Origin of the sequence: Chryseobacterium sp. FH1 (assembly GCF_000735135.1) — a bacterium.
In the GTDB taxonomy this organism is placed as follows: domain Bacteria; phylum Bacteroidota; class Bacteroidia; order Flavobacteriales; family Weeksellaceae; genus Epilithonimonas.
Genome location: NZ_JPLZ01000002.1, coordinates 112186 through 133667 on the forward strand (window position 1 = coordinate 112186; position 21482 = coordinate 133667).

22 protein-coding genes are annotated in these 21482 nt (G+C 36.6%); 16 read left to right on the plus strand and 6 right to left on the minus strand.

The window, feature by feature from the left end; genetic code table 11:
- The first annotated feature begins 3 nt into the window (after nucleotides 1–3).
- The gene (locus tag IO90_RS01780) at nucleotides 4–807 is read left to right on the plus strand and encodes a glycosyltransferase family 2 protein (protein WP_051878191.1); all 804 of its coding nucleotides are present in this window, start codon (nucleotides 4–6) and stop codon (nucleotides 805–807) included.
- 36 nt (nucleotides 808–843) lie between these two features.
- Here IO90_RS01780 and IO90_RS01785 read toward each other — a convergent pair whose 3' ends face one another.
- Nucleotides 844–1620 carry a class I SAM-dependent methyltransferase gene (locus IO90_RS01785; protein WP_034963351.1) on the minus strand — a complete coding sequence of 259 codons (777 nt, stop codon included), beginning with the start codon at nucleotides 1618–1620 and terminating at the stop codon, nucleotides 844–846.
- Between the two features lie 82 nt (nucleotides 1621–1702).
- On the opposite strand from IO90_RS01785, the gene IO90_RS01790 reads away from it, so the two are divergent.
- The 3 genes from IO90_RS01790 to IO90_RS01800 are packed head-to-tail and all read left to right on the plus strand — an operon-like array spanning nucleotide 1703 to nucleotide 4887.
- Entirely contained in the window at nucleotides 1703–2854 is a 1152-nt protein-coding gene (locus IO90_RS01790; RefSeq protein WP_034963354.1) for a glycosyltransferase, read from the plus strand.
- Entirely contained in the window at nucleotides 2854–3753 is a 900-nt protein-coding gene (locus IO90_RS01795) for a glycosyltransferase family A protein (protein WP_034963356.1), read from the plus strand. The genes IO90_RS01790 and IO90_RS01795 overlap by 1 nt, the downstream gene beginning before the upstream one ends.
- Before the next feature lie 3 nt (nucleotides 3754–3756).
- The gene (locus IO90_RS01800) at nucleotides 3757–4887 is read left to right on the plus strand and encodes a glycosyltransferase (protein ID WP_034963358.1); all 1131 of its coding nucleotides are present in this window, start codon (nucleotides 3757–3759) and stop codon (nucleotides 4885–4887) included.
- On the opposite strand, the gene IO90_RS01805 is transcribed toward IO90_RS01800, so the two are convergent.
- Entirely contained in the window at nucleotides 4879–6039 is a 1161-nt protein-coding gene (locus IO90_RS01805) for a glycosyltransferase family 61 protein (protein ID WP_034963360.1), read from the minus strand. The two genes, IO90_RS01800 and IO90_RS01805, sit on opposite strands and share 9 nt — an antisense overlap.
- A gap of 139 nt (nucleotides 6040–6178) precedes the next feature.
- On the opposite strand from IO90_RS01805, the gene IO90_RS01810 reads away from it, so the two are divergent.
- From IO90_RS01810 to IO90_RS01845, 8 genes are all read left to right on the plus strand, one after another.
- Nucleotides 6179–7129 (plus strand): 3-oxoacyl-ACP synthase III family protein, encoded by a 951-nt coding sequence (locus IO90_RS01810; protein WP_034963362.1) that lies wholly within the window; start codon nucleotides 6179–6181, stop codon nucleotides 7127–7129.
- A gap of 96 nt (nucleotides 7130–7225) precedes the next feature.
- A complete protein-coding gene (locus IO90_RS01815) occupies nucleotides 7226–8395 on the plus strand; it encodes a glycosyltransferase (RefSeq protein WP_034963364.1) in 1170 nt (389 codons plus the stop codon).
- A gap of 9 nt (nucleotides 8396–8404) precedes the next feature.
- A complete protein-coding gene (locus IO90_RS01820) occupies nucleotides 8405–8956 on the plus strand; it encodes a serine acetyltransferase (protein WP_034963366.1) in 552 nt (183 codons plus the stop codon).
- A 173-nt stretch (nucleotides 8957–9129) separates the two neighbouring features.
- Entirely contained in the window at nucleotides 9130–9807 is a 678-nt protein-coding gene (locus tag IO90_RS01825; RefSeq protein ID WP_034963368.1) for a carbonic anhydrase, read from the plus strand.
- A 10-nt stretch (nucleotides 9808–9817) separates the two neighbouring features.
- Nucleotides 9818–10111: a hypothetical protein gene (locus tag IO90_RS01830; RefSeq protein WP_034963370.1), complete on the plus strand. Its 294-nt coding sequence runs from the start codon at nucleotides 9818–9820 to the stop codon at nucleotides 10109–10111.
- A 222-nt stretch (nucleotides 10112–10333) separates the two neighbouring features.
- The gene (locus IO90_RS01835; protein ID WP_034963372.1) at nucleotides 10334–11929 is read left to right on the plus strand and encodes a SulP family inorganic anion transporter; all 1596 of its coding nucleotides are present in this window, start codon (nucleotides 10334–10336) and stop codon (nucleotides 11927–11929) included.
- A gap of 81 nt (nucleotides 11930–12010) precedes the next feature.
- Nucleotides 12011–12646, plus strand: a complete 636-nt coding sequence (locus IO90_RS01840) for a carbonic anhydrase (RefSeq protein ID WP_034963374.1) — start codon at nucleotides 12011–12013, stop codon at nucleotides 12644–12646.
- Nucleotides 12647–12788: 142 nt separating this feature from the next.
- Entirely contained in the window at nucleotides 12789–13715 is a 927-nt protein-coding gene (locus IO90_RS01845) for a T9SS type A sorting domain-containing protein (protein WP_034963375.1), read from the plus strand.
- A gap of 2 nt (nucleotides 13716–13717) precedes the next feature.
- Here the strand turns inward: IO90_RS01845 and pth are convergent, their stop codons facing one another.
- The 4 genes from pth to mfd all read right to left on the minus strand — a co-directional run bounded on the left by pth (nucleotide 13718) and on the right by mfd (nucleotide 19297).
- Nucleotides 13718–14281 (minus strand): aminoacyl-tRNA hydrolase, encoded by a 564-nt coding sequence (gene pth / locus IO90_RS01850; protein WP_034963378.1) that lies wholly within the window; start codon nucleotides 14279–14281, stop codon nucleotides 13718–13720.
- A 3-nt stretch (nucleotides 14282–14284) separates the two neighbouring features.
- Nucleotides 14285–15127, minus strand: a complete 843-nt coding sequence (locus IO90_RS01855) for a hypothetical protein (protein WP_034963380.1) — start codon at nucleotides 15125–15127, stop codon at nucleotides 14285–14287.
- 78 nt (nucleotides 15128–15205) lie between these two features.
- Nucleotides 15206–15937, minus strand: a complete 732-nt coding sequence (locus IO90_RS01860) for a hypothetical protein (protein WP_034963382.1) — start codon at nucleotides 15935–15937, stop codon at nucleotides 15206–15208.
- Between the two features lie 9 nt (nucleotides 15938–15946).
- Nucleotides 15947–19297, minus strand: a complete 3351-nt coding sequence (gene mfd, locus IO90_RS01865; RefSeq protein WP_034963384.1) for a transcription-repair coupling factor — start codon at nucleotides 19295–19297, stop codon at nucleotides 15947–15949.
- 149 nt (nucleotides 19298–19446) lie between these two features.
- On the opposite strand from mfd, the gene IO90_RS01870 reads away from it, so the two are divergent.
- The 4 genes from IO90_RS01870 (at nucleotide 19447) to IO90_RS01885 (ending at nucleotide 21465) form a co-directional block, all read left to right on the plus strand.
- The gene (locus tag IO90_RS01870) at nucleotides 19447–19821 is read left to right on the plus strand and encodes a hypothetical protein (RefSeq protein ID WP_034963386.1); all 375 of its coding nucleotides are present in this window, start codon (nucleotides 19447–19449) and stop codon (nucleotides 19819–19821) included.
- Complete coding sequence (locus IO90_RS01875) at nucleotides 19821–20411, plus strand: outer membrane beta-barrel protein (protein ID WP_034963389.1); 591 nt, start codon at nucleotides 19821–19823, stop codon at nucleotides 20409–20411. Before IO90_RS01870 ends, IO90_RS01875 begins: the two co-directional genes overlap by 1 nt.
- Nucleotides 20412–20476: 65 nt before the next feature.
- Complete coding sequence (locus IO90_RS01880; RefSeq protein WP_131450801.1) at nucleotides 20477–20854, plus strand: hypothetical protein; 378 nt, start codon at nucleotides 20477–20479, stop codon at nucleotides 20852–20854.
- A complete protein-coding gene (locus IO90_RS01885; protein ID WP_034963394.1) occupies nucleotides 20851–21465 on the plus strand; it encodes a hypothetical protein in 615 nt (204 codons plus the stop codon). The genes IO90_RS01880 and IO90_RS01885 overlap by 4 nt, the downstream gene beginning before the upstream one ends.
- Nucleotides 21466–21482: the final 17 nt, after the last annotated feature.

The following is a 21482-nucleotide window of genomic DNA, read 5'->3' on the forward strand; positions in this document are numbered from 1 at the left end:
TCTATGCTATTTTCTATTCTTATTGCCCATTATAATAATTACGATTACTTCAAGGATTGCTATTACAGCATATTGAAACAGACATATCAGAATTATGAAATCATTCTTGTGGATGACTGTTCGATTGATGATTCTTATAAAAAGATCCAAGAACTCACAAAAGACAATCCACGGGTAAAAACATTCCAAAACGAGTCCAATAAAGGCGTTGGCTTTACCAAGAGAAAATGCATAGAGCTTGCAACTGGAGAAATCTGCGGATTTGTAGATCCCGATGATGCCATTGCCGAAAATGCTTTAGAAAAGAGTGTTGAAAATCACATGGGAGACAATGTCGTTACTTATTCCCAATTTTATCTTTGTGACAAACACTTAGAACCACAGCGACTTTTTCAGCATTCACGTGCTATAAAAAATAATGATAAAAAATTCTTCAATATTTTTTTGGAAGCCAATCATTTCTTTACATTCAAAAAATCAGCTTATAGCAAAACATCAGGAATCAATCAGGATCTAACATCAGCGGTAGATCAGGATTTATATCTGAAGTTGTATGATGTAGGGAGTTTCAAATTTATAAAGGACCCTTTGTATTATTATCGTTTGCACGAAAATGGCGTGTCGCAGGATTCATCAAAAAAAGAAAAACTAAATCAAAACTGGCATCATGTCATTATTGATACAGCAAATAGGCGAAACTTAAAAAAGCTCTATGGAAAAAAGATAACGGAGATTAATAATCTACCAGAATTTTTGAAACGTAATCAAAATAATCTCTTTACAAAAATCCTTAGAAAGTTTTCATAGTTTAGCCTAATATAATAGAAAGTATAGATTCTCTTTTTACTCTTTTATGATCACGCCAGCATATTTTCCATCAAATTTTATAATATATGGCTGGTGGCTATTCTTTTCGCAAAAGTCCTTGAACGCTGCATTGTCGCCTACATCATCACTCATAAAGACGCCTCTATTTCTCAATTTGTTCCAGAGCAGATCGTAAGCCCACATTCTCCCATCATAAGTCTTGTCACTATCATAATGCACAACATCGAAAGCGTCTGCTTTGGCGAAAATCTTTGGAAGTGATTCTTTGTCTGCATATCGGAAAAGATCCCAATTATGTCTATAGTCTTCTGGAATTACACAACCAACGAAATCAGAACTGTTATTTTGAAGAATATAAGGCATATCTGAGCTGTAAAGCGTTCCATTTCTTGAAACCAATGAAGCTAACGCCGCAAAGGAAGACCAGCCATACGCTACGCCAGTTTCTATAGATTCCTTAGAATCCGTAAATTCATTAATATAATAAATAACACTCAATGCACCAGCACCACCCATCTTCACAGGTGATTTTGCCTGCGCTTGCAAAGCCATTTCAAATTCTTGTGGAAAAAGTTTTTCGAAAGGGACAAAGGTGATTTTCAGAATATTCTCAATGAATTCTTCTTCGGAAATAGCTTGTGAAGCACACCATTTTTCAGCATCCTCTTTGCCTCGCAAACCAGATGAACGATTGAAAATGTTTTTCCAGATTTTACGTCGCAATTCTGGATAAAGATCTGGACGTCTGAGGTAGGCAAAAAAGGTCGAGCCGATTTCGGATATTTTATTCATGATTTGTGTTTTTGAAATACTAATATACAAAGTTTTCAAGAAACAGTTATATATTTGTATTTTAAATAGAAAAGACACATAAATGAATCAAAAAATAAAAGTGCTTTTCCGACACAGATCAATGGAAATGGGCGGTGTAGAGAAAGTGCTTCTGGATCTTTTGGAACATTTGCCAAGAGATATTTTTGATGTTACTTTATTGCTCACCATTTATCAAGGGGAACTCAGAACAAAAATCCCTGCTGATATCCACCTCATCTCGATGCAAAAAGGCAGAGAAGATATGAGCCAAAATCTGATTTTGAGAAACCTTCAATTGTTTAAAAGAAGTTTCACTCTTTGGTTCTATCGCAAATTCCCGAAAGCGCTTTACAAAAAGTATCTCAATCAGCATTTTGACATAGAAGTCGCGCCTGGATATGGTGATTTTGACCCTGTTTTGGACAGCCCCATCAAATCCAAAAAGATTGGCTGGTTTCACACAGATGTAAGTTACGATCCCAACAAGGAAAGAGTAATGTACAGAATTAATGCTCTGAAGAAATTTGACTGGACCATTTTCGGTTCAAGGCAAACCCGAGAGGTTATCAAAGACCTTTATAACATCACTTATCCCAAGAGTTCTGTGATTTACAACGCCATTAAAATTGATGAAGTAAGAGTAAGAGCTGATGACTTTCCAGTTCAATATGATCTTCATCCCGTATTCTCATCTATGGGAAGATTGCACAGTAGGAAGAATTACCACACATTAATGAAAATCCACAAAAGACTTTTGGATGAAGGTTTTTCTCATTCCATCGCAGTTATTGGCGGTGGTGGCGAAATGGAAAATCTCAGAAACCAAGCGAAAGAACTTGATGTAGAAGAAACATTTTTACTGCTTGATTCTCAGATAAATCCATATCCATACATCAAAAATTCTGATTATTTTGTTCTGCCTTCGGAGTCAGAATCTTATCCATTGACAATTGGCGAAGTGATGGGACTTAATATTCCAATTATCAGCACAAACGTTGGCGGAATCCCCGAAATGATCGACCATAACATTGATGGCCATCTCGTAGATCCTGATGAAAACTCAATCTACGAAGGAATGAAACTTTTCCTCGCAAATCCGGAAATGGTGTCGAAAATAAAATCAAAAATGGAAAAAGGAGTTGAAAAATTTGACAACCAAAAAATCTATGACGACGTAACTGCTGTGTTTCTCAGCCAACATCAAACTAAATAATGAGCAAGCCAACAGTCACCATCCTCACGCCTTCTTATAATCGAGCCCACACTTTGCCACGGGTTTTTGAGTCTTTGCAAAAGCAAACCTACAAAGACTTTGAATGGCTTGTGATAGATGATGGATCAACCGACAATACTAAAGAATTAGTAGAAGAATTTCAGAAGAATTCAGATTTCAAAATAAGATATTACCACCACGAAAATCAACATAAATTCCTGACATTTTTCCGTGGAATTGATTTGGCAGAGGGAAAATATTTTTCGCCTTTGGATTCTGATGATGCTTTATTACAGGATTCAATAGAGATTTTGGTCAAGACTTGGGAAAGTATCCCTGATAGTCAAGATATTGTTTTTGTTTGCTCGCTTTGCGAAGATCAATTTGGAAATTTGGTAGGCGATCGTTTTCCGAAAGATCCTTTAATCTCCAGCATTTTTGATATGCGTTACAAATTCAAAGTGAAGGGTGACAAATGGGGAATGGGCAAAACGGAGATTTATAAAAAGATGAAACTCAATTTTGATGATCTTTCTGGAAAAGGATTTATTCCAGAAGGTGTTTTTCAGTTTCAGTTTGATAAGCTGGGGCTGCATTATTTCATTAATAAAGTGACGCGGATTTACTTCCGGGACAAAGAAGATGAATTCTCTCTTGCCAATCAATTCTATGATGACAAAAATGCATTTGGCTTGGCAGAAAATTACAAGGCTTTTCTCAATACTTATCACAGCAAGTTTTTCAGCAATCCAAAAACACTTGTTAGAAACGTCGGCGGATATTTGAAGTTTTCTATTATTGATGGGAGATCATTTGCTAAAACTATCAACGAGCTGGACTCATCATTAATGAAAACACTGGCGTCATTCTTCTATCCAATTTTTAAAATCATTAATTAAATTATGGGAAAGAAATTGTTGTTCATTTATTATCAAAACATAAAAGCTGGAGGCGTTGCAAAAGTATTAGCTAATCTTGTGAATGAACTGGTGGACGAAGGTTATGAGATTGATATTCTTTTTCTAATGAGGAATCATGAGGATTTTTATCCCATAGATAGCCGAGTGAAAAAACACTATGTAGATTCCTTCGCTCATTGGGCATTTTCTATTTGTACCTTTAATAAAAAAAGACTGCATTTCATTCCAAAAATACAATCTATCAACGATTATATTTATCAAATAGGCGTTACCTTGGTAATGAACAAATGGCTAGGGGATCATCACAGAAATTATGACAACATCATCTCTTGCTGGTACAAGCTTTCCTGCACGTTGGCAATAAACAAAGATGTGAATGAGAAAACGATTGCATGGGAACATATCAGCCACAAGGTTGGCGGCTCGCTGTACAACCGTTTAAAAGCTAAATATAAAAATCTAGATCAAGTTGTCTGTCTTAATGAAGATGATTATGATTATTATAAAGCTATCAATCCGAAAAGCACTATCATTGGAAATATGATGGACAAAGAAATAGAAAGTCAATTGTTTATCCCAAGCGAAAAAAAAGACAATCTGATTACAATGATTGCTCGATTGGATGAAGAAAAAAATGTCTTAGAATTTTTAGAAATCATAAAAGAGTCTGATTTACCTACAGATTGGCAAGTCAAAGTAATAGGAGATGGATCACAAATGTCCGTCTTGAAAGATTACATCAATGACAATTCTTTGTCTAATGTTTCTCTACTAGGACAACTGAATTCTGACCAGGTAAAAGACATACTGTCCAAATCCAAAATCAGTTGTCTTACTTCTTTAAGAGAAGGTTTTGGTGTTGTTTTGATAGAAGCACTATTTTCGTCCAATGCCCTAATCGCTTACGACTGCCCTAGCGGACCATCAGAAATAGTAAATGAAAAGAATGGTTTTTTGATTCCACTTAGAGACAAAGCAACATTTATCGACAAATTAAATGGTCTTGTAAATGATCCAAATACATTAGACAGCTTAATGAAATCTTCTTTCGCAGAATCTCAAAAATGGAAGAAAGATGCGATCATAGAAAAATGGAAAAATGTTTTATCTTAAAGTGAATTTCTTCTTCAGTTTGTAATAATATTTGGGAAACAAATAATAGTAATCACCGTAAATTTTGAAGATTTTATACTTCAACAAATAAGTTTTCATTTTAATAGTCTCAAAACTTGAATCCTTGGAAGTTTTAAAATGATTGTCCTTCAAGAAATCTTTGAGTTGAGGAGAAATATGCAGAAAAAAGGGACCGACGCCAATGTTTTTTGTCAAGCTTTTATATTTCTCATAAAAAACATCAATGTAAGTAATCTCTGCCTTGTCAAAAACACTATGAATACTGATTAAAGCTTCGTGAACGATATTAGTTTTGTTCAAAACTACGAGATTTATTTTTTTTCTCGTAAAAATGATGTTCAGTGGCAAGGTCCCGTTGATACAGACAATATTCTTAGTTCGATTCCAAAGACTTATTTGCTCCCGAAGTGATAACTTTTCCGGAGAAACAGAGACAAATCCATTTTCTAAGAATTTGTTCTCAATCTCAGACTCGCCAAAATCCTTTATCTTGCTGTCTTTTACTTTCTTTCTTGATAGATAAATATTTTCATTAATAGGAAAATTGCAATTCTCATAATCAGAACCCGAGATTACTTTGTCGATCAGACGGATGTATTGATCAGAATAATGATATTCCGTAGCTGAATAGTCTGGTATGATCACTTTCGAAAAGCGAGTTGGTTTTTCAATTTTTATGATGTTCTCTTTCGGAACACCCAAATAACTCATAAATTCTAAGAATACGCCACCGAAATTATCGCCATCCTGACTGATATAAATAATTTTTTGATTGTTGTAATTATCAAGAAGAACCCACATTCTTCCAATTAATTCTATAATGAAATGTCCCCAATGGCTATAATGATAACCAAACCAAATAACTTCCTCATCTACAAATTCTACTTTCGAATCATCAAAGTCATAAGCTTTCCCATATTTTAGATAGCCTTCTCTGGATCCTGACTCTTCAACAAAATTATTTTCTTTATCTGAAACACCTCCTGCTCTTCGAATGGCTCCTGAATCAAGATATACAAATGGTAAGACAACTGCATCATCCAATTCTAAAATTTTCAGATCAGAATCTAAAACCTTTTTATAGTTGGTTTGATGTAAGATGTTAATGTTTGTATATTGTTTTGTTATCAAATCAGAACTTTAATCTCTAAATTTAAGACGATTTTTTATAAAATAAGTTAATTTTTTTATAAAAAGTAACACTCAAAGCATTCTATACATAAGATTATTTTAAGATGCTTATCTTTGCAAAAATTTACCCAACTCCGATATGATCAATATTGCAGCAATAGAGTACTATCTGCCAAAAAACATATTAACCAACGAAGATATTGCAAACGAATTCCCAGAATGGAATGCAGAAAAAATTACAGCAAAGATTGGTGTAGAATCCAGACACGTGGCAGACGCTTCGCAGACAGCATTGGATTTGGCTTATGAAGCTTGTGAAAAGCTTTTCCGAACTTATGACAAAAGCAAGATAGATTTCATTCTGTTTTGCACACAAAGTCCAGATTATTTCCTTCCAACCACAGCTTGTATCTTACAAGATAGACTAGACCTTCCAAAAAATATTGGCGCTTTGGATTTCAATCTTGGATGTTCAGGATTCGTGTACGGATTGACACTTGCCAAAGGATTGATTTCTATTGGATTAGCTAAAAATATTCTATTAGTAACTTCTGATACTTATACTAAGTTTTTAGATAAAAACGACAAGTCCAACAGAAGTATTTTTGGAGATGGCGCAGCAGTTACCATTGTAGAAAAAGACGATTCCAAGGCAGATTTCCAATACGTTGTAGGAACAGACGGAGCAGGATACAACAATCTGATTGTAGAAAACGGAGGCGCCAGAAATGCTTCAGAAAAGCCTGTGCTATATATGAAAGGTCCGAAGATTTTCACATTTGCAATAGAAAACATTCCAGCTCTGATGAATGATACCCTTGAAAAAAACAAACTAAGATTAGAAGATATTGATCTTTTTGTTTTCCACCAGGCGAGTTCTTATATGTTGAATTATCTAAAAAACCTTTGTAATATTCCAGACGAGAAATTTTTCTTGGATATGAAAGACATTGGAAATACGGTCTCGGCAAGTATTCCAATCGCATTGAAATTGGCTCTTGATCAAGGCAAAATAAAAGAAGGTTTCAAAGTGATGGTTGCAGGTTTCGGCGTTGGCTATTCTTGGGGCGCTGGGATTTTAGAATTCTAAGAAAAACTTTAAAATTTGATACAAATGAAGAGAAGAGATTTTCTTCATATTTTTGTTATTTTAGCAAAACCAAATTAAATTCCCTTCCTTCAGTTAATGGAAGAAAATAAAAAGAAAATCCTTATCAGAATTGGTTCTTTGCGTCACGGTGGCGCAGAAAAAGTTTTGGTGACTTTCCTCAAAAATCTTCCGAAAGACAAGTATGAAATTGACTTATTGCTCAATTTATACTCAGGAAAATACCTGACAGATGTTCCGGATTGGATCAATGTGATGTATCTCAACCGTGGCGAGATGATTACGACCAATCGTCCTAAGGACATTCCGACAAAAATATACCGTGTTGTCTATCAACGACTTTTGAAAAAATACCCAAAAATCCTTTACAAGAGAAAACTCAAGAAAAAGCAATACGACATTGAGTTTGCCGCCATTCACGGTTTTATGGATGAAGTCTTGAACAGCCCGTTGAAATCTTCGAAAAAACTGATGTGGATCCACAATGATCTCACACAAGTGAGTGGTTACACGCCGGAGAAAATCAGACGTTTTTTCCATTATGACAAAGTGATGGTAATTTCCGAAAAAATCCAGAAAACGTTTTTGAATCTGGCAAAAACTGAAGCTGAAAAACAGAAAATCGTAAGAATCTACAATCCACTTGACACAGAAGAAATCCTAGTGAAGTCGGAAGCTGGAAGTCAGAAGCTGGAAGATAATAAGACCGAAACCAAGAACTCGGAGCCTGTATTCATTTCCGTTGGCACCGTTTTTCCTCAAAAGGGATTTGACCGATTGTTGAAAGTCCACAAACGACTTTTGAATGGAGGTTTCCCACATAAAGTGCAGATTGTCGGCGATGGATACGATTTCGAAAATGTCAAAAAATTAAAATCCGAATTGGGCGTCGACGAAACCGCGACAATGCTCGGCTTTACAGACAATCCCTATCCCTATTTCAAATCGGCAGATTTTTATGTTTTAAGTTCACGATACGAAGGTTATCCAACGGTTTTATTCGAAGCGATTACATTAAAAAAGAACATTATTGCAACCGATGTTTCCGGCGTTACAGAAATGTTGGAAAATGGAAAATTGGGCTTGATCACAGAAAATTCCGAAGACGGAATCTACGAAGGAATGAAGCTGGCTTTGTCAAATCCCGAACATTTCAAATCTTACCAAGACGAACTTCAGAATTACGAAATGCCTTTCAACCTGAAAAATTCTGTGGATAAGATTATGGAAATCATTGATAATTTGTAATTTTATCCAATGAGTCATTCTACCATTCAAAAAGATTTTTACAGAGAAAGCGGGAAATACCTGTCACATTTTCAGATTCTTAAAAAATGTTTCAGCCCAAATCTGCATTATATCTATTGGCTCAGAAATGCACAGAAATATACCAAATCTTCTCTGATTGGAAAATTATACCGACTCATCCTTCGCCATTATCAAATCAAATATGGTTTTCAAATCTATCCGGAAACGGAGATTGGAGAAGGCTTTTATCTTGGTCATTGGGGACATTTGGTGATCAATCCGAAAGCAAAAATTGGCAAAAACTGCAACATTGCACAAGGTGTTACAATCGCTCAGGCAAATCGCGGAAGAAATGAGGGCGTTCCAATCATTGGAAATGAAGTTTGGATTGGCCCAAATGCTGTGATAGTCGGAAAGATAACGATTGGAAACAATGTTTTGATAGCACCAAATGCTTATGTAAATACAGACGTTCCAGACAATTCCATCGCATTGGGAAATCCAGCAATAATCAGCCCGAAACTGAATGCTACTGAGGGTTACATTAATAATAAAGTTTAAATAATTTTTATTTTTAAAATAGAATATTTATTATTTTCAATATTAAACTTTGTTAAAATCTTGGTTTTTCTAATTTTTATAGCATATTTTTGTTTAATTATTGATTTAGTCTATCAAATTCAAAAATAACTTCTTAGAATCAAATAATTATAATTCTGAAAAACGATTTTATTATGGGAAAATCTTATGAAGCCATTTTTGAAAACAATAGAAAATGGGTTGAGTCAAAACTTGAGCAAAATCCTGAGTATTTTCACGACCTTGCCAAGACTCAACATCCGGACTATCTCTACATTGGATGTTCCGACAGCCGCGCAACGGCGGAGGAATTGATGGGCGTAGGGCCAGGCGAAGTTTTTGTACACAGGAACATTGCCAATGTGGTGAACACTTTGGATATGAGTTCTACCGCAGTGATTCAATATGCTGTGGAACATTTGAAAGTGAAACACATCATCGTTTGTGGACATTACAACTGTGGTGGCGTAAAAGCCGCAATGACTTCTCAGGATCTTGGACTTTTGAATCCTTGGTTGAGAAATATCAGAGATGTTTACAGACTGCATCAGGAAGAATTGGATTCGATTGATGTCAATGATAAATATGATCGCCTTGTAGAACTGAATGTTCAAGAGCAATGCATCAATGTTATAAAGATGGCTTGTGTGCAAGAACGCTACATCGTGGATGAATATCCTATTGTTCACGGTTGGGTCTTTGACCTTAGAACTGGAAAAATTATAGATTTGGAAATCGATTTTGAGAAGATCTTGAAGGACATTCAAAAAATCTACAACCTGACAGATTCTGACTGGGTGATGAGCAAAAAGAACAATAAAAATCTTCTATAAGATTTGTTTTATGAAATATTGGAGTATTATAATGTTAACGGTTTTTCTCAATTTCACAGCGCTTCCAGGAGTGGCCGCGATCTTTGGATGGGAATTGCCGACAACTAATGTTATAATGAATGAGGAAGAAACTCACTCCAACACCTTTGTCCTCTACGAAAAAGATATTCCTAAAACGATGAACATCCATGACTTCCTAAAGTTTCATGAAGCTGTTCCTCAGAAAAAAACGGCGATCAACTGGGAAGAAGGTTCTTACTACTCTCCATTGCTCAGCATTTTTTCGCCGCCTCCAGAGGCATAATCTAAAATCGTTTTTCAATAAAACGTTGCACCTGTTTGCTGTTTCTATTACACAGCAGATCTTACGCTGTATTAAGTCAATCAACTTCTTAAAAGAACATTGGTACTCAGTATCAATCACATCTGTGATTCCTGTGTGGAATTTTCGTGTGGCATTTGCCGGTGAAATACGCCAAAAAATGATGCTAATCCTAAGGCAAATCATCAATATTTTTAATTTCTTATGAAAAAATCAACATCTTTGTTTGGAGGAATCAAGGAAAATTTCCCTTCCGGTTTGGTCGTATTCCTTGTGGCATTACCACTATGTCTCGGGATTGCATTAGCATCCGGAGCACCACCCTTGTCTGGTGTCATTGCAGGGATTGTAGGCGGTATTGTGGTTGGACTTATTAGTAATTCTAACATTTCCGTATCTGGTCCAGCGGCAGGACTTACTGCTATCGTTTTGGTGGCTATCACAGATTTAGGGGCATTTGAATTATTTCTTTGTGCTGGTATTATTGCAGGAGTTTTACAACTAATTCTAGGATTTGTTCGGGCGGGAAGTATCTCAAATTATTTTCCAAATAATGTTATAGAAGGCATGCTCGCTGGTATTGGAATCATTATTATTCTGAAGCAAGTTCCACACGCACTTGGTTTTGATAATGATTACGAAGGGAATCAAGCTATTTTCGACAAAGGTATAAATTTCGGGTATTTTTCAGAATTAGCTGGAGCAATTCACCCTGGAGCTATTGTGGTGACTTTGGTTTCTGTTGGGATATTATTGGCGTGGGATCACTTTTCGGTTCTTAGAAAATTAAAATTGTTGCCTGGGGCATTGGTTGCTGTAATTGCAGGAATTTTGTTGAATGAATTTTTCAAAATGTCGGGAAGTTCTTTGGCAATTACCGAGAAGCATCTTGTGAATTTACCAGTTCCACAATCACTCGATGACTTCAAAAACATGATCACGTTTCCAGACATCAATGGATTTACAAATCCTAAAGTTTGGATCGTAGGTGCAACCATCGCAATTGTGGCTTCTATTGAGACTTTGCTTTGTATCGAGGCTTCTGACAGATTGGACGTCCGAAGAAGAATCACAGATACCAATCTGGAATTGAAGGCCCAAGGCATTGGTAACCTCATCAGCTCTTTCATTGGTGGATTGCCGATGACTTCTGTGGTTGTGCGAAGTTCCGCCAACGCCAATGCAGGTGCCACATCTAAAATTTCAGCGATCATTCACGGGGTTCTGTTGTTGATCTGCGTATTGACTATTCCAATAGTTCTCAATATGATTCCACTTGCAACACTTGCCGCTGTATTGATTTTAGTTGGATACAAATTGGCTAAGCCTGCAACATTCAAACATTTCTGGCACAATGGTAAATATCAGTTCATCCCATTTGTAGCAACTGTAGTCGCTGTAGTGGCGACGGATTTGCTAAAAGGTGTTGGGATTGGGTTGGTGATTTCGATTTTCTACATTTTGCAAGGGAATATGAAGCGTGCTTATTATCTAAGCAGAGAAACTTTGGATGATGCAGATGAGATCACAATCAAATTGGCAGAAGAAGTGTCTTTCTTAAACAAAGCAGCCATCAAAAAAACATTGAAAAACGTAAAATCCGGATCTAAAGTAATCATTGATGCGCAAACGACTTCTTACATCACAACAGATGTTCTGGAAATGATACAGGATTTTGCCAACGTACGAGCGAAAGAAGAAGACATCGATGTAGAATTGATCGGATTCCGAACGTCTTACAAAGATTATGCTGATGATCAAGACTCTCACGTGGTCATCAATCACAAAAGGGCAATGTAATAAATTTATTGCGATTAGCTTTTGGCTTCTTGCTTATTAACAAAGTCATTAAACATTTAATACAATTATAAATCAAAAAATATGAAAGCACATACATTAGAAACACAAACGACCATCACACCTGCAAAAGCTTTGGAAATCCTACAAGAGGGAAATCAAAGATTTGTGAACAATCTCAAAGCAAATAGAGATCTCCTTTCTCAGGTAAATGATACGCGTGCAGGACAATGGCCATTTGCTGTAGTTTTGAGCTGTATCGACAGCCGTACTTCTGCTGAATTGATTTTCGACCAAGGTCTGGGCGATATCTTCAGTGTCAGAATTGCCGGTAATTTTGTGAATCAGGATATTCTTGGTTCTATGGAATTTGGTTGCAACGTTGCTGGTTCCAAACTTGTTGTAGTTTTGGGTCACACAAAATGTGGCGCTCTGAAAGGAGGCTTGGACGCTGCCGCAATCCAAGGAATGGGAATGGAAAACCTGAACCATTTGATTGGTCATTTTGATCACATCATCAATGATATCATTGCAGATGGCGAAGATCGCTCTTCCAAAAACGAAGATCTTTTGGAAAGACTGAATCAGCAGAACGTTAAAAACGCGATCGAGGATATTCGCAAAAACAGCACAACTCTTAAAAGCCTTGAAGATGAAGGCAAAATCAAAATCGTAGGTGCAAATTACGATGTTGAGACGGGCGTTGTAACTTGGTTATAAAAACATTTTTTTTCATACAATTAATTAGGTTCGTAGGCCGGGTAATTTATTTTATCCGGCTTACTTATTTCTTATTTTGAAAATCTGAAAATTAATTTTTGTGGATAGGATTGTTTGATTATCTTTGCAAAAACATACATTGATGAAAAAACTATTCTTCCTTCTGGGCGCATCTTCCCTGGCGTTCGGTCAAAATTTGCTTTTCGAGCAAAAACCTTTAGCTTCAGATTTCTTCGCTTCAATTGATGTCATTTCCTCAGCTAATTATAATGAGAAAATGGGAATCTACGTTGCTGATGATTTCGAATTACCAACAAACAGTACGATCAACAAAATTAAATTTACCGGACATATAGAAGACGGTTTTCTAGATTTACAGAACCTTCTGTCTTGGAGAGTTTCATTTTATAATGACAACGGAGGTAAACCATCCGGCATTCCTGTATGGGTAAATTCTGGAATGAAAATGAGTTTCACCAATTTTGCCACCAATGCCAATGTTGTCATGACAACAGACCCTGCTGATGCAAAAATATTGAACGTTGAGTGGAATATCCCAAGTTCTGTGGTTTACAATGCCAACACCAAATATTGGGTGGTCCTGTACTCTGTTTTAAACAATATGAATGATACAAGCTTCATGACTGCCAAAAAACATTTCTATTGGGCAGCATCTACTATGAATCTTCCAAAACTTGAAACAGCGAAAATCGTAGATCCTAACAATCTTTTGGGTTCAGGATATACAGATTGGACAAATGTGAATCAAGTTTCAAATATGGTTAGCGGAATGGCTTTTTCATTGTACGGCGCCAATGCTTTGTCAACATCCGAAACAGATGCTAAATCGAAAGTTGCTGTCTATCCAAATCCAACATCAGATGAATTAACAGTAACTTATGAAGACAAAAAACTAAAACAGGCTTCCGTGTTTTCCGCAGATGGAAAACTATTGCAAACCTCTTCCAAGACTTTGATCGATGTAAGAAAACTAAAAGTTGGACAATACTTGATCAAAGTTGATTTCCAAGACGGCACATCAACTTCTGCAAAATTTATTAAGAAATAATTTTATTTACCGTTGAAAGCGGTCATTGTGTTCTGAATGCCTGCAAAGACAAAAGATAAACTAGCTTGGGAAAACTTTTCGATTCTTTCGGAGAGTTTTTCTTTTTCCTCTTCATTCCATTTTCCGAGAACGTAATCCGCTTGTTTACCTTCCGAAAATTCTGCAGAGATGCCAAATCTCAACCTTGGATAATTTTGAGTATTCAATTGTGATTGGATGCTTTTTAAACCGTTGTGACCAGCGTCGGAACCTTTCATTTTCATTCTCAAAGAACCGAAAGGCAAAGCTAGATCATCTGTAATGATCAAAATATTTTCTAATGGGATGTTCTCTTTCTGCATCCAGAATTTCACCGCATTTCCGGAGAGATTCACATAAGTATCAGGTTTTAGGACAAAGACTTTTCTGCCTTTGTATTTCCCTTCTGCAAGGAGTCCAAAGTTCGAAGATTTGAAAGGTGCTTCTATCTTCTCAGCAATTTTTTCAGCTACTTTGAAGCCGATATTATGTCGCGTTTCTGCATACTCCTCCCCTTTGTTCCCAATGCCGACGATAAGATATTTCATTGATTACTGATATTTATATTCGATAAAATCTTGTCCTGCAGTACTTTTAGTTGGATAATTCTCGCTGTCGTAAGCGTGAGAAAAAGTCATTACTTCTGTAGTAACACCGCCGTTTGCAATGGTCACTTTTTCAGCATTGTTGGCAGAAAGATAATTCCCTCCTTGTGGCGCAATCCCTATCAAACAAAGATGGTACTCCAACGGAAGAAGTTTGTAAGGTGATTTTTTCGAATCGTAAGTAAAAGAAACAGTCTGCACATCAGGACTCATTTCCAGATCGCCAGTTACAGGATTATAAACACCATTTTTGATCACAGACTTGGCCATATTTTCTCCCTGAAATTCATAAGTCGTTTCAAAATAAGCTTTAATAGGAAAAGGCAAAGAGTATTCTTGTATGGAAATGATTTTCGAAAGCTTACCTCCACTGTATGTGTAAGTTGCAGTCATTTTTGCAACACCCTCCACATCTGTCACAACGGTTGAAAGATTTCCTCCAGAGTAAGAAAAAGCCGAAGTTTGTCCAGTACTCGACATTTTGGAAATCTTGTTGTTGCTATTGTAATCAAATCTGGTCACTTCACCAGAATCGTCTGTGTGCGACGTGAGCTTTGTGCCTGTATAATTGTAGTTAAAAGTAGCATCTTCATATTGTCCCGTGTCATCTTTGAGGTGGGATTTCAATTGTTTCAGCACTCTTCCAGATGTCGTTCCTCCGCCGGTATTTGTATTATTTTGATAGTCAACACCTATCAGAAAATCACCGTTTCCGTCCTGACTTGGATCACAAGACGATAGCATTAATATTCCGAAGACAAGCGTGAGATAATAAAATATATTTTTCATGGATTGATTTTCTGTTTGCAAAGTTAGTTTTTTAAAATAAATTTTAATTTGAAATTATTCAGTAAAATAATACTTGAATTAATGATAATCTGGCAGATAACTAAAATTAGAAATAACATCCTCATTTTCCTTATCAAAGAACAAAACCAAAACAACTTCTTCGTTCTTAACCTCTGTCATAAAATCTTTTAGCATCACAAAATTTTCTTTGATTACATTTTTGATCTCAGAATCTTTAGATGTTCCAAAATCTTGAACAACGGCGATAGATTCTACCTTAGATTGCGCATTGACTTTCAATTTATAAACTGCAAAATTATTTTCGGGTTTTAAGTTTTTGAATTTATGAAAGTAATCGCCTAAAAAATAGAAGCAGTTTGTATTGGTAATTTTCTGACTAATTAAAAATTCCAAAGCTTTTCGTTCTTTATGAATATTCTTACTATCTAAATTAATCTTTGGAGTACAAGCCGACATTCCAAAATTTTCTTCTGCATCTAAATAAATCAAAAACCTATCTCCTTTACTTACAGCAATCTCACAAGCAGATCGATATGCCTTTTCAATTTTTCCTCTGATAAGAATTGAAGAGATTGCCTCGCCTTTGTACAATTTTAAAATCTTAATATCGGCTTTATAAAATCGATCATCTTTATCAGTACTAGAACCAACATTATAAACGTTTAGAATTTCAATTTCTGCAACAAAATTATTGTTGGCAAAATTTTCCCCAAAACTTTGGTAATCGCATTTACACGCAAATCCAAAAATTGATATAAACAATCCGATAAAAACGAAAAACTTTCCCATCTTCAAGAATTAATGATTCAAAATCCTATTCAAAACCAGATTCACCTCATCCACATTTTTCACGTTGTCTTTCCTCATCATCAGCTGATTGTTCTTTTCTTTTAACGTGGCTTCCTTTGGATTTTGTGTGAGGTAGGCAATTATTTTTTTGAATTTATCACTTTGATAGAATTTGTCTTGAGGATTCGCTGGGAAATAACCGAGGAACACTTTGTTTTTCACGACCAACTTTTCAAATCCAATTTCCGCTGCCAGCCATTTCAGCTCCACAGATTTTAGAAGATTGATGGCTTCATCTGGCAATTCTCCGAATCGATCTTTCAATTCATTTTCGAAGTTTGCAAGGTCGTTCGCATTATTGATCTCAGCTAATTTCTGGTATAATGACAATCTTTCCTCGGTCGAACTCACATAATGATCCGGCAACATCAACTCCAGATCCGTATCAATATTCACTTCCTTCGTCGATTTGAATAACTTCTGCCGGTCTTCCTCATTTTCGAAAAGATTTTCAAAATCCTCATCATCCTTCAATTCCTCCAAAGCTTCCTGCATCATTTTCTGATACGTTTCAAATCCCATTTCATTGATGAAACCACTTTGTTCCGCTCCCAACAAATCGCCCGCGCCACGAATCTCCAGATCCTTCATCGCGATCTGAAATCCACTTCCAAGATCAGAAAATTGCTCAATGGCTTCCAGACGTTTCCTCGCATCGGAAGTCATCATATCAAACGGTGGCGTAATCAAATAACAGAATGCTTTTCTGTTGCTTCGCCCAACTCGTCCACGCATCTGGTGAACATCTGCCATTCCAAATCGGTGAGCATCATTAATGAAGATCGTATTCGCATTCGGAACATCTACTCCACTTTCGATGATTGTTGTAGCGACCAGAACGTCATATTTTCCATTCATAAAATCGAGGACGTTTTGCTCCAATTGTTTGCCTTCCATCTGCCCGTGACCAATCACGACTTTTGCATCCGGAACCAAACGTTGGATCAATCCTGCAATATCTTTCAGGTTTTCAATTCTATTATTAATGAAATAAACCTGTCCGTCGCGCTGAAGTTCATACGAAACCGCATCACGGATGACTTCTTCACTGAAACCAATGATACTTGTATCAACGGGCTGACGGTTTGGTGGCGGTGTTTTGATGACCGAAAGATCTCGTGCTGCCATCAATGAAAATTGTAAAGTCCTCGGAATTGGTGTCGCCGTCAATGTCAGCGTATCGACATTGGTTTTCATCGTCTTCAGTTTATCTTTTACCGAAACGCCGAATTTATGTTCTTCATCAATGATCAACAACCCTAAGTTCTTGAATTTCACTTTCTCCGAAGCCAATTGATGTGTTCCGATCACGATATCCACTTTTCCATCTTTCAATCCAGCTAAAGTTTCAGATTTTTGTTTCGCTGTTCTGAATCTATTCAAATAAGAAATATTGACCGGGAAATCCTTCAATCGTTCCTTGAAACTTCTGTAATGCTGGAAAGCCAGAATCGTCGTTGGAACCAAAATCGCCACTTGCTTGCTGTCCGTGGCCGCTTTGAAGGCCGCACGAATCGCAATTTCCGTTTTCCCAAAACCTACGTCGCCACAGATCAAACGGTCCATAACGCCTTCATCTTCCATATCGCGCTTCACATCAAAAGTTGCCTTTTCTTGATCCGGCGTGTCTTCATAAAGGAAACTCGCTTCTAGCTCATTTTGAAGATAAGAATCCGGCGAATATTGGAAGCCTTTTGCTGTTTTACGTTGCGCGTAAAGTTTTATCAAGTCAAATGCGATCTGCTTGACTCTCGCTTTTGTTTTTTGTTTTAATGATTTCCACGCGGGCGAACCAAGTTTGCTGAGGACAATTTCCTTTCCGTCTGGTCCGTTGTATTTTGAGATTTTATGAAGGGAATGGATACTTACATAAAGCAGGTCGCCATTTTTATAGGTCAGTTTGAAACATTCCTGGATTTTCCCATCGTTATTGACCTTCACCAAGCCCATAAATTTCCCAATCCCGTGATCGATGTGCGCAATGTAATCGCCCACTTTCAATGACATCAGATCTTTCAAAGTCAGTTGTTCGGATTTGGCAAACGTGTCTTTGGATTTGTAACGTTGATAACGGTCGAATATCTGATGATCTGTGTAAACCAGAAGTTTATGTTCCAAATCCACAAAACCCTGATGAAGTTCGGATCTAAAACTTTTAAATGGAATTTGATGTCCCAATTCTTCGAAGATCGACTGCAATCTTTCTCTTTGTTTTTCTGATGAGAAAGAGATCCAAGTGTCGAAACCGAGAATTTGTTTTTCCTGAAGGTCATCGATCAACAATTCAAAATTCTTGTGGAAACTTGGCTGTTGTGTTTGGTTGAGTTCCAATGTTGTGATCTTCGGAAGTTCAAATTTGTGTGAACTGAAATCGATGGTTTTGAACTTGATCAGTTTATTCTTGAATTCATTTTCGGAAATAAACAATTCTTCCGGCTTTCTATGACTGATCTCCTTGCTTAATGTTTCAAATTTCTCAAACGATTTTTCATAAAAATCCTTGACTTTCTTAACGCCGAGAAATAGATTCTTCGAAACGATCAAACTGTCATTAGAAAGCAATTCGAAAAAAGAAACCTTGTTCCCAGAAACCGAAAAATTCATGTTGGAAACCAACTGGAATTCCGTGATTTTGTTCAATGAAAGTTGAGATTCGATATCAAAAGTTTTGATGCTTTCCACCTCATTACCAAAAAATGTGATCCGGAAAGGTTTTTCATTAGAGAAAGAAAAAACATCGACAATTCCACCACGAACGGAAAATTCGCCTGGCTCGGAAACAAAATCGGTTTGATTGAATTGGTAATGATTCAGCAACTCATCCACAAAATCAAAATCCAACTGGTCGCCGACTTTTATCTGATGAGAAATCGCTTTGAAATCTTCTTTCTTCAACACTTTTTCGGATAATGCGCCAACGTAGGCCACAATGACTTTTGGAGATTTTCCGGAATTTATTTTATTGATAACCTCAGTTCTCAAAACCAAGTTGGCGTTCTGCGTTTTCTCAACTTGATAAGGTTCCAAATGCGTCGCAGGAAAATAAAGTATATTCTCTTTCCCAAGCAGATCTTCCATTTCTGAGTTCACATAAAGCGCATCTTCCTTGTCATCGACAACAAAAAGAATATTCTTTTTGTGCGCCAGAAACAATTCTGCCGTGAAAATAGAAACCGCCGAACCCGCGCTTCCTTTCACAGAAATATGTTGATTGCTATCTAATTGTGAAAAAATCTCACTCCCAAACTCTTTCTTGAGCAAATCGGGAAGCAGATTTTCATTGATTTTTTTTAATTCCATTCTGAAATATGTGTAAACAGGAAAACGATTCCGAGCTTGTTCCCGGAATCGTAATTCTTGGCAAAAATACGAAAATTAAGCATTCAATTATTAATCCATCTCCGTGATTTTGTGAATGAAAAAACGTTAAATTCGTAAAAAATTAACCTATGAAATCAAATTTCAATTTTGGTTCTATTGTGCTCGTTACACTACTTTCGTTTGTGAGTTGCGGACAAGATTACGTAGATAATTCCAGAGTTTTTGCGGAGGGAAAAATCACGTCCCAAAGTCAATCGGTGAGTAATCTTCCGGTGAGTTTGGAAAATTCCTATTACATCCTTTCGAAAACCACGACGGGAAATGACGGCTCTTTCAGATTGGGCGGACCCGATGCGACGTCCGAAACCGAATTGGTCTTGAACAAAAAAATCCTCAATTTCTCCACAGACCGCACAGGTTATGTATTGAGTTACGATTCACTTTCCATCGTCTTTCCAGAAGGCCGGAATTACGTTAAATTTTCTAACATCACCATAGAATAATGAGAAAAATTCTACTATTAACCGCATTTTTATTCAGCCTTTTTTCATTTGCCCAAAAACCAAAATTCACTTTAGGCGTCAATGCTGTTGGCGTTTTTCCGATGGGTGACAATTATCTGAAAGATGGCGTGAAAAATTTTACAGGCGTTGGTCTGAACTTTCAAACCGTGTTCAAAAACAATATGGGATTTGGAATAGAACTTAGCCGAGCCTTTAGCGAAGTAAAAGACAAAAGCGTCTTCGGAGAATTAGAAAGTCCGAAACTGACCAACTTCACAACCTATTTTCTTTACAAATATCCTTTTACAGAAGCCTTTAACATCGAAGGTCAAATCGGATACAGTTATATGGCATTGACGAGCCGATCTGATTATTTTTCAAATAATTATACAGAAAACGCAAGCGCATTTCTATTGGGAACGGAACTTTCCTACAACTTTCCAAAAGCAAAAATGGTGGAAATCTACGCTTCTCCAAAAATCTATTTCTTCGACTCCGAAGTCAAGTTCGAAGAACGAGACATTGATCGATATTACTCGAGAGCACCGTTGCTGAATCTCAATGTTGGCGTGAGGATCTATTTGAATTAAAAATATTTTTGTCCGGTAATAAATATCATAATTGGTTAATCTTGCGTTTTATAATAAACTTAACTTTGAAATTTACCTTCAAAATATTATCCGTTTTTTGCCTGATGTCGATTCTCTTGACCCAATGCAAAGACGATGATACGAATATTTTCCGTGCTTATGTGGAAGGAAAATTCACCTATTCCGATGGAGTATTTCTTGAGAATCCTATCCATCTTGTTGTTGATAACAAAATAATTGCAGAAACTTATCCGAAAGAAAGCGGAAGTTTTGTATTGGCTGGACCTTACAGCAAAGGCGCGTACAAATTGCAACTGAAAAATTTTAAAATCAAATCTTTCTCCACAGAAACTGCAGGTTGCAAAATCTCCGCAGATTCCCTCAGCATCGAGATTCCGGATGGTGTGACTTACGTTATTTTTAATGATATTACTTTGAAATGATAAAAAAATCTATTTTATTTTTCATCGTCATTTGTTCGATTTCGGTTTCTGCACAACGGAGAAAGCAGGATTGGACGGAGCAAGTAAAGTTTTCTGTAGATCCACACGTGAAAGTAATGGCTTCGCTTGGCAATAATTTCTTGAACGACGCTTTTGGATATTTCTACGGTTTTGGACTTGGACTCAATACCAATCTTTACAAGAATTTCGGGTTGGGTGTTGAATACACATATTTCCTCGCCAACATCAAAGACCGTGATAAGTTTGGTTACCTCGGCGCACCATCGATGAATAATTTTGATTGGTACGTTTTCCATAAAGACAAAATCTCGGAAGAATTTTTCGTCGAGGAAATCTTGGGTTATAGTACTTATAGAATGAAAAGTCCTTATTTGGATAATTCCGGTGATTTCAATGAAGGTAATGGTGGACTGAATCTTGGGGCAAAAGCCATATATGTTTTGGACGCAGAAGGTTTCCAAGAAGTGGTTTTCGGAGCAAAGCTGAATTTCTATAATTCTAAAATCGGAAACCAAAAGCCGGATATTGCGAAGTACTATTCCAAAGCGACTTTGCTGAATTTTAGCGTAGCTTATCGTTTTAATTTTTAATTGATTTTTGTTTCCGC

Coding starts and splice junctions, on each gene's coding strand:
- IO90_RS01780 (WP_051878191.1), top strand. CDS start 4: ATGCTATTTTCTATTCTTATTGCCCATTATAATAATTACGATTACTTC.
- IO90_RS01785 (WP_034963351.1), bottom strand. CDS start 1,620: ATGAATAAAATATCCGAAATCGGCTCGACCTTTTTTGCCTACCTCAGA.
- IO90_RS01790 (WP_034963354.1), top strand. CDS start 1,703: ATGAATCAAAAAATAAAAGTGCTTTTCCGACACAGATCAATGGAAATG.
- IO90_RS01795 (WP_034963356.1), top strand. CDS start 2,854: ATGAGCAAGCCAACAGTCACCATCCTCACGCCTTCTTATAATCGAGCC.
- IO90_RS01800 (WP_034963358.1), top strand. CDS start 3,757: ATGGGAAAGAAATTGTTGTTCATTTATTATCAAAACATAAAAGCTGGA.
- IO90_RS01810 (WP_034963362.1), top strand. CDS start 6,179: ATGATCAATATTGCAGCAATAGAGTACTATCTGCCAAAAAACATATTA.
- IO90_RS01815 (WP_034963364.1), top strand. CDS start 7,226: ATGGAAGAAAATAAAAAGAAAATCCTTATCAGAATTGGTTCTTTGCGT.
- IO90_RS01820 (WP_034963366.1), top strand. CDS start 8,405: ATGAGTCATTCTACCATTCAAAAAGATTTTTACAGAGAAAGCGGGAAA.
- IO90_RS01825 (WP_034963368.1), top strand. CDS start 9,130: ATGGGAAAATCTTATGAAGCCATTTTTGAAAACAATAGAAAATGGGTT.
- IO90_RS01830 (WP_034963370.1), top strand. CDS start 9,818: ATGAAATATTGGAGTATTATAATGTTAACGGTTTTTCTCAATTTCACA.
- IO90_RS01835 (WP_034963372.1), top strand. CDS start 10,334: ATGAAAAAATCAACATCTTTGTTTGGAGGAATCAAGGAAAATTTCCCT.
- IO90_RS01840 (WP_034963374.1), top strand. CDS start 12,011: ATGAAAGCACATACATTAGAAACACAAACGACCATCACACCTGCAAAA.
- IO90_RS01845 (WP_034963375.1), top strand. CDS start 12,789: ATGAAAAAACTATTCTTCCTTCTGGGCGCATCTTCCCTGGCGTTCGGT.
- pth (WP_034963378.1), bottom strand. CDS start 14,281: ATGAAATATCTTATCGTCGGCATTGGGAACAAAGGGGAGGAGTATGCA.
- IO90_RS01855 (WP_034963380.1), bottom strand. CDS start 15,127: ATGAAAAATATATTTTATTATCTCACGCTTGTCTTCGGAATATTAATG.
- IO90_RS01860 (WP_034963382.1), bottom strand. CDS start 15,937: ATGGGAAAGTTTTTCGTTTTTATCGGATTGTTTATATCAATTTTTGGA.
- mfd (WP_034963384.1), bottom strand. CDS start 19,297: ATGGAATTAAAAAAAATCAATGAAAATCTGCTTCCCGATTTGCTCAAG.
- IO90_RS01870 (WP_034963386.1), top strand. CDS start 19,447: ATGAAATCAAATTTCAATTTTGGTTCTATTGTGCTCGTTACACTACTT.
- IO90_RS01875 (WP_034963389.1), top strand. CDS start 19,821: ATGAGAAAAATTCTACTATTAACCGCATTTTTATTCAGCCTTTTTTCA.
- IO90_RS01885 (WP_034963394.1), top strand. CDS start 20,851: ATGATAAAAAAATCTATTTTATTTTTCATCGTCATTTGTTCGATTTCG.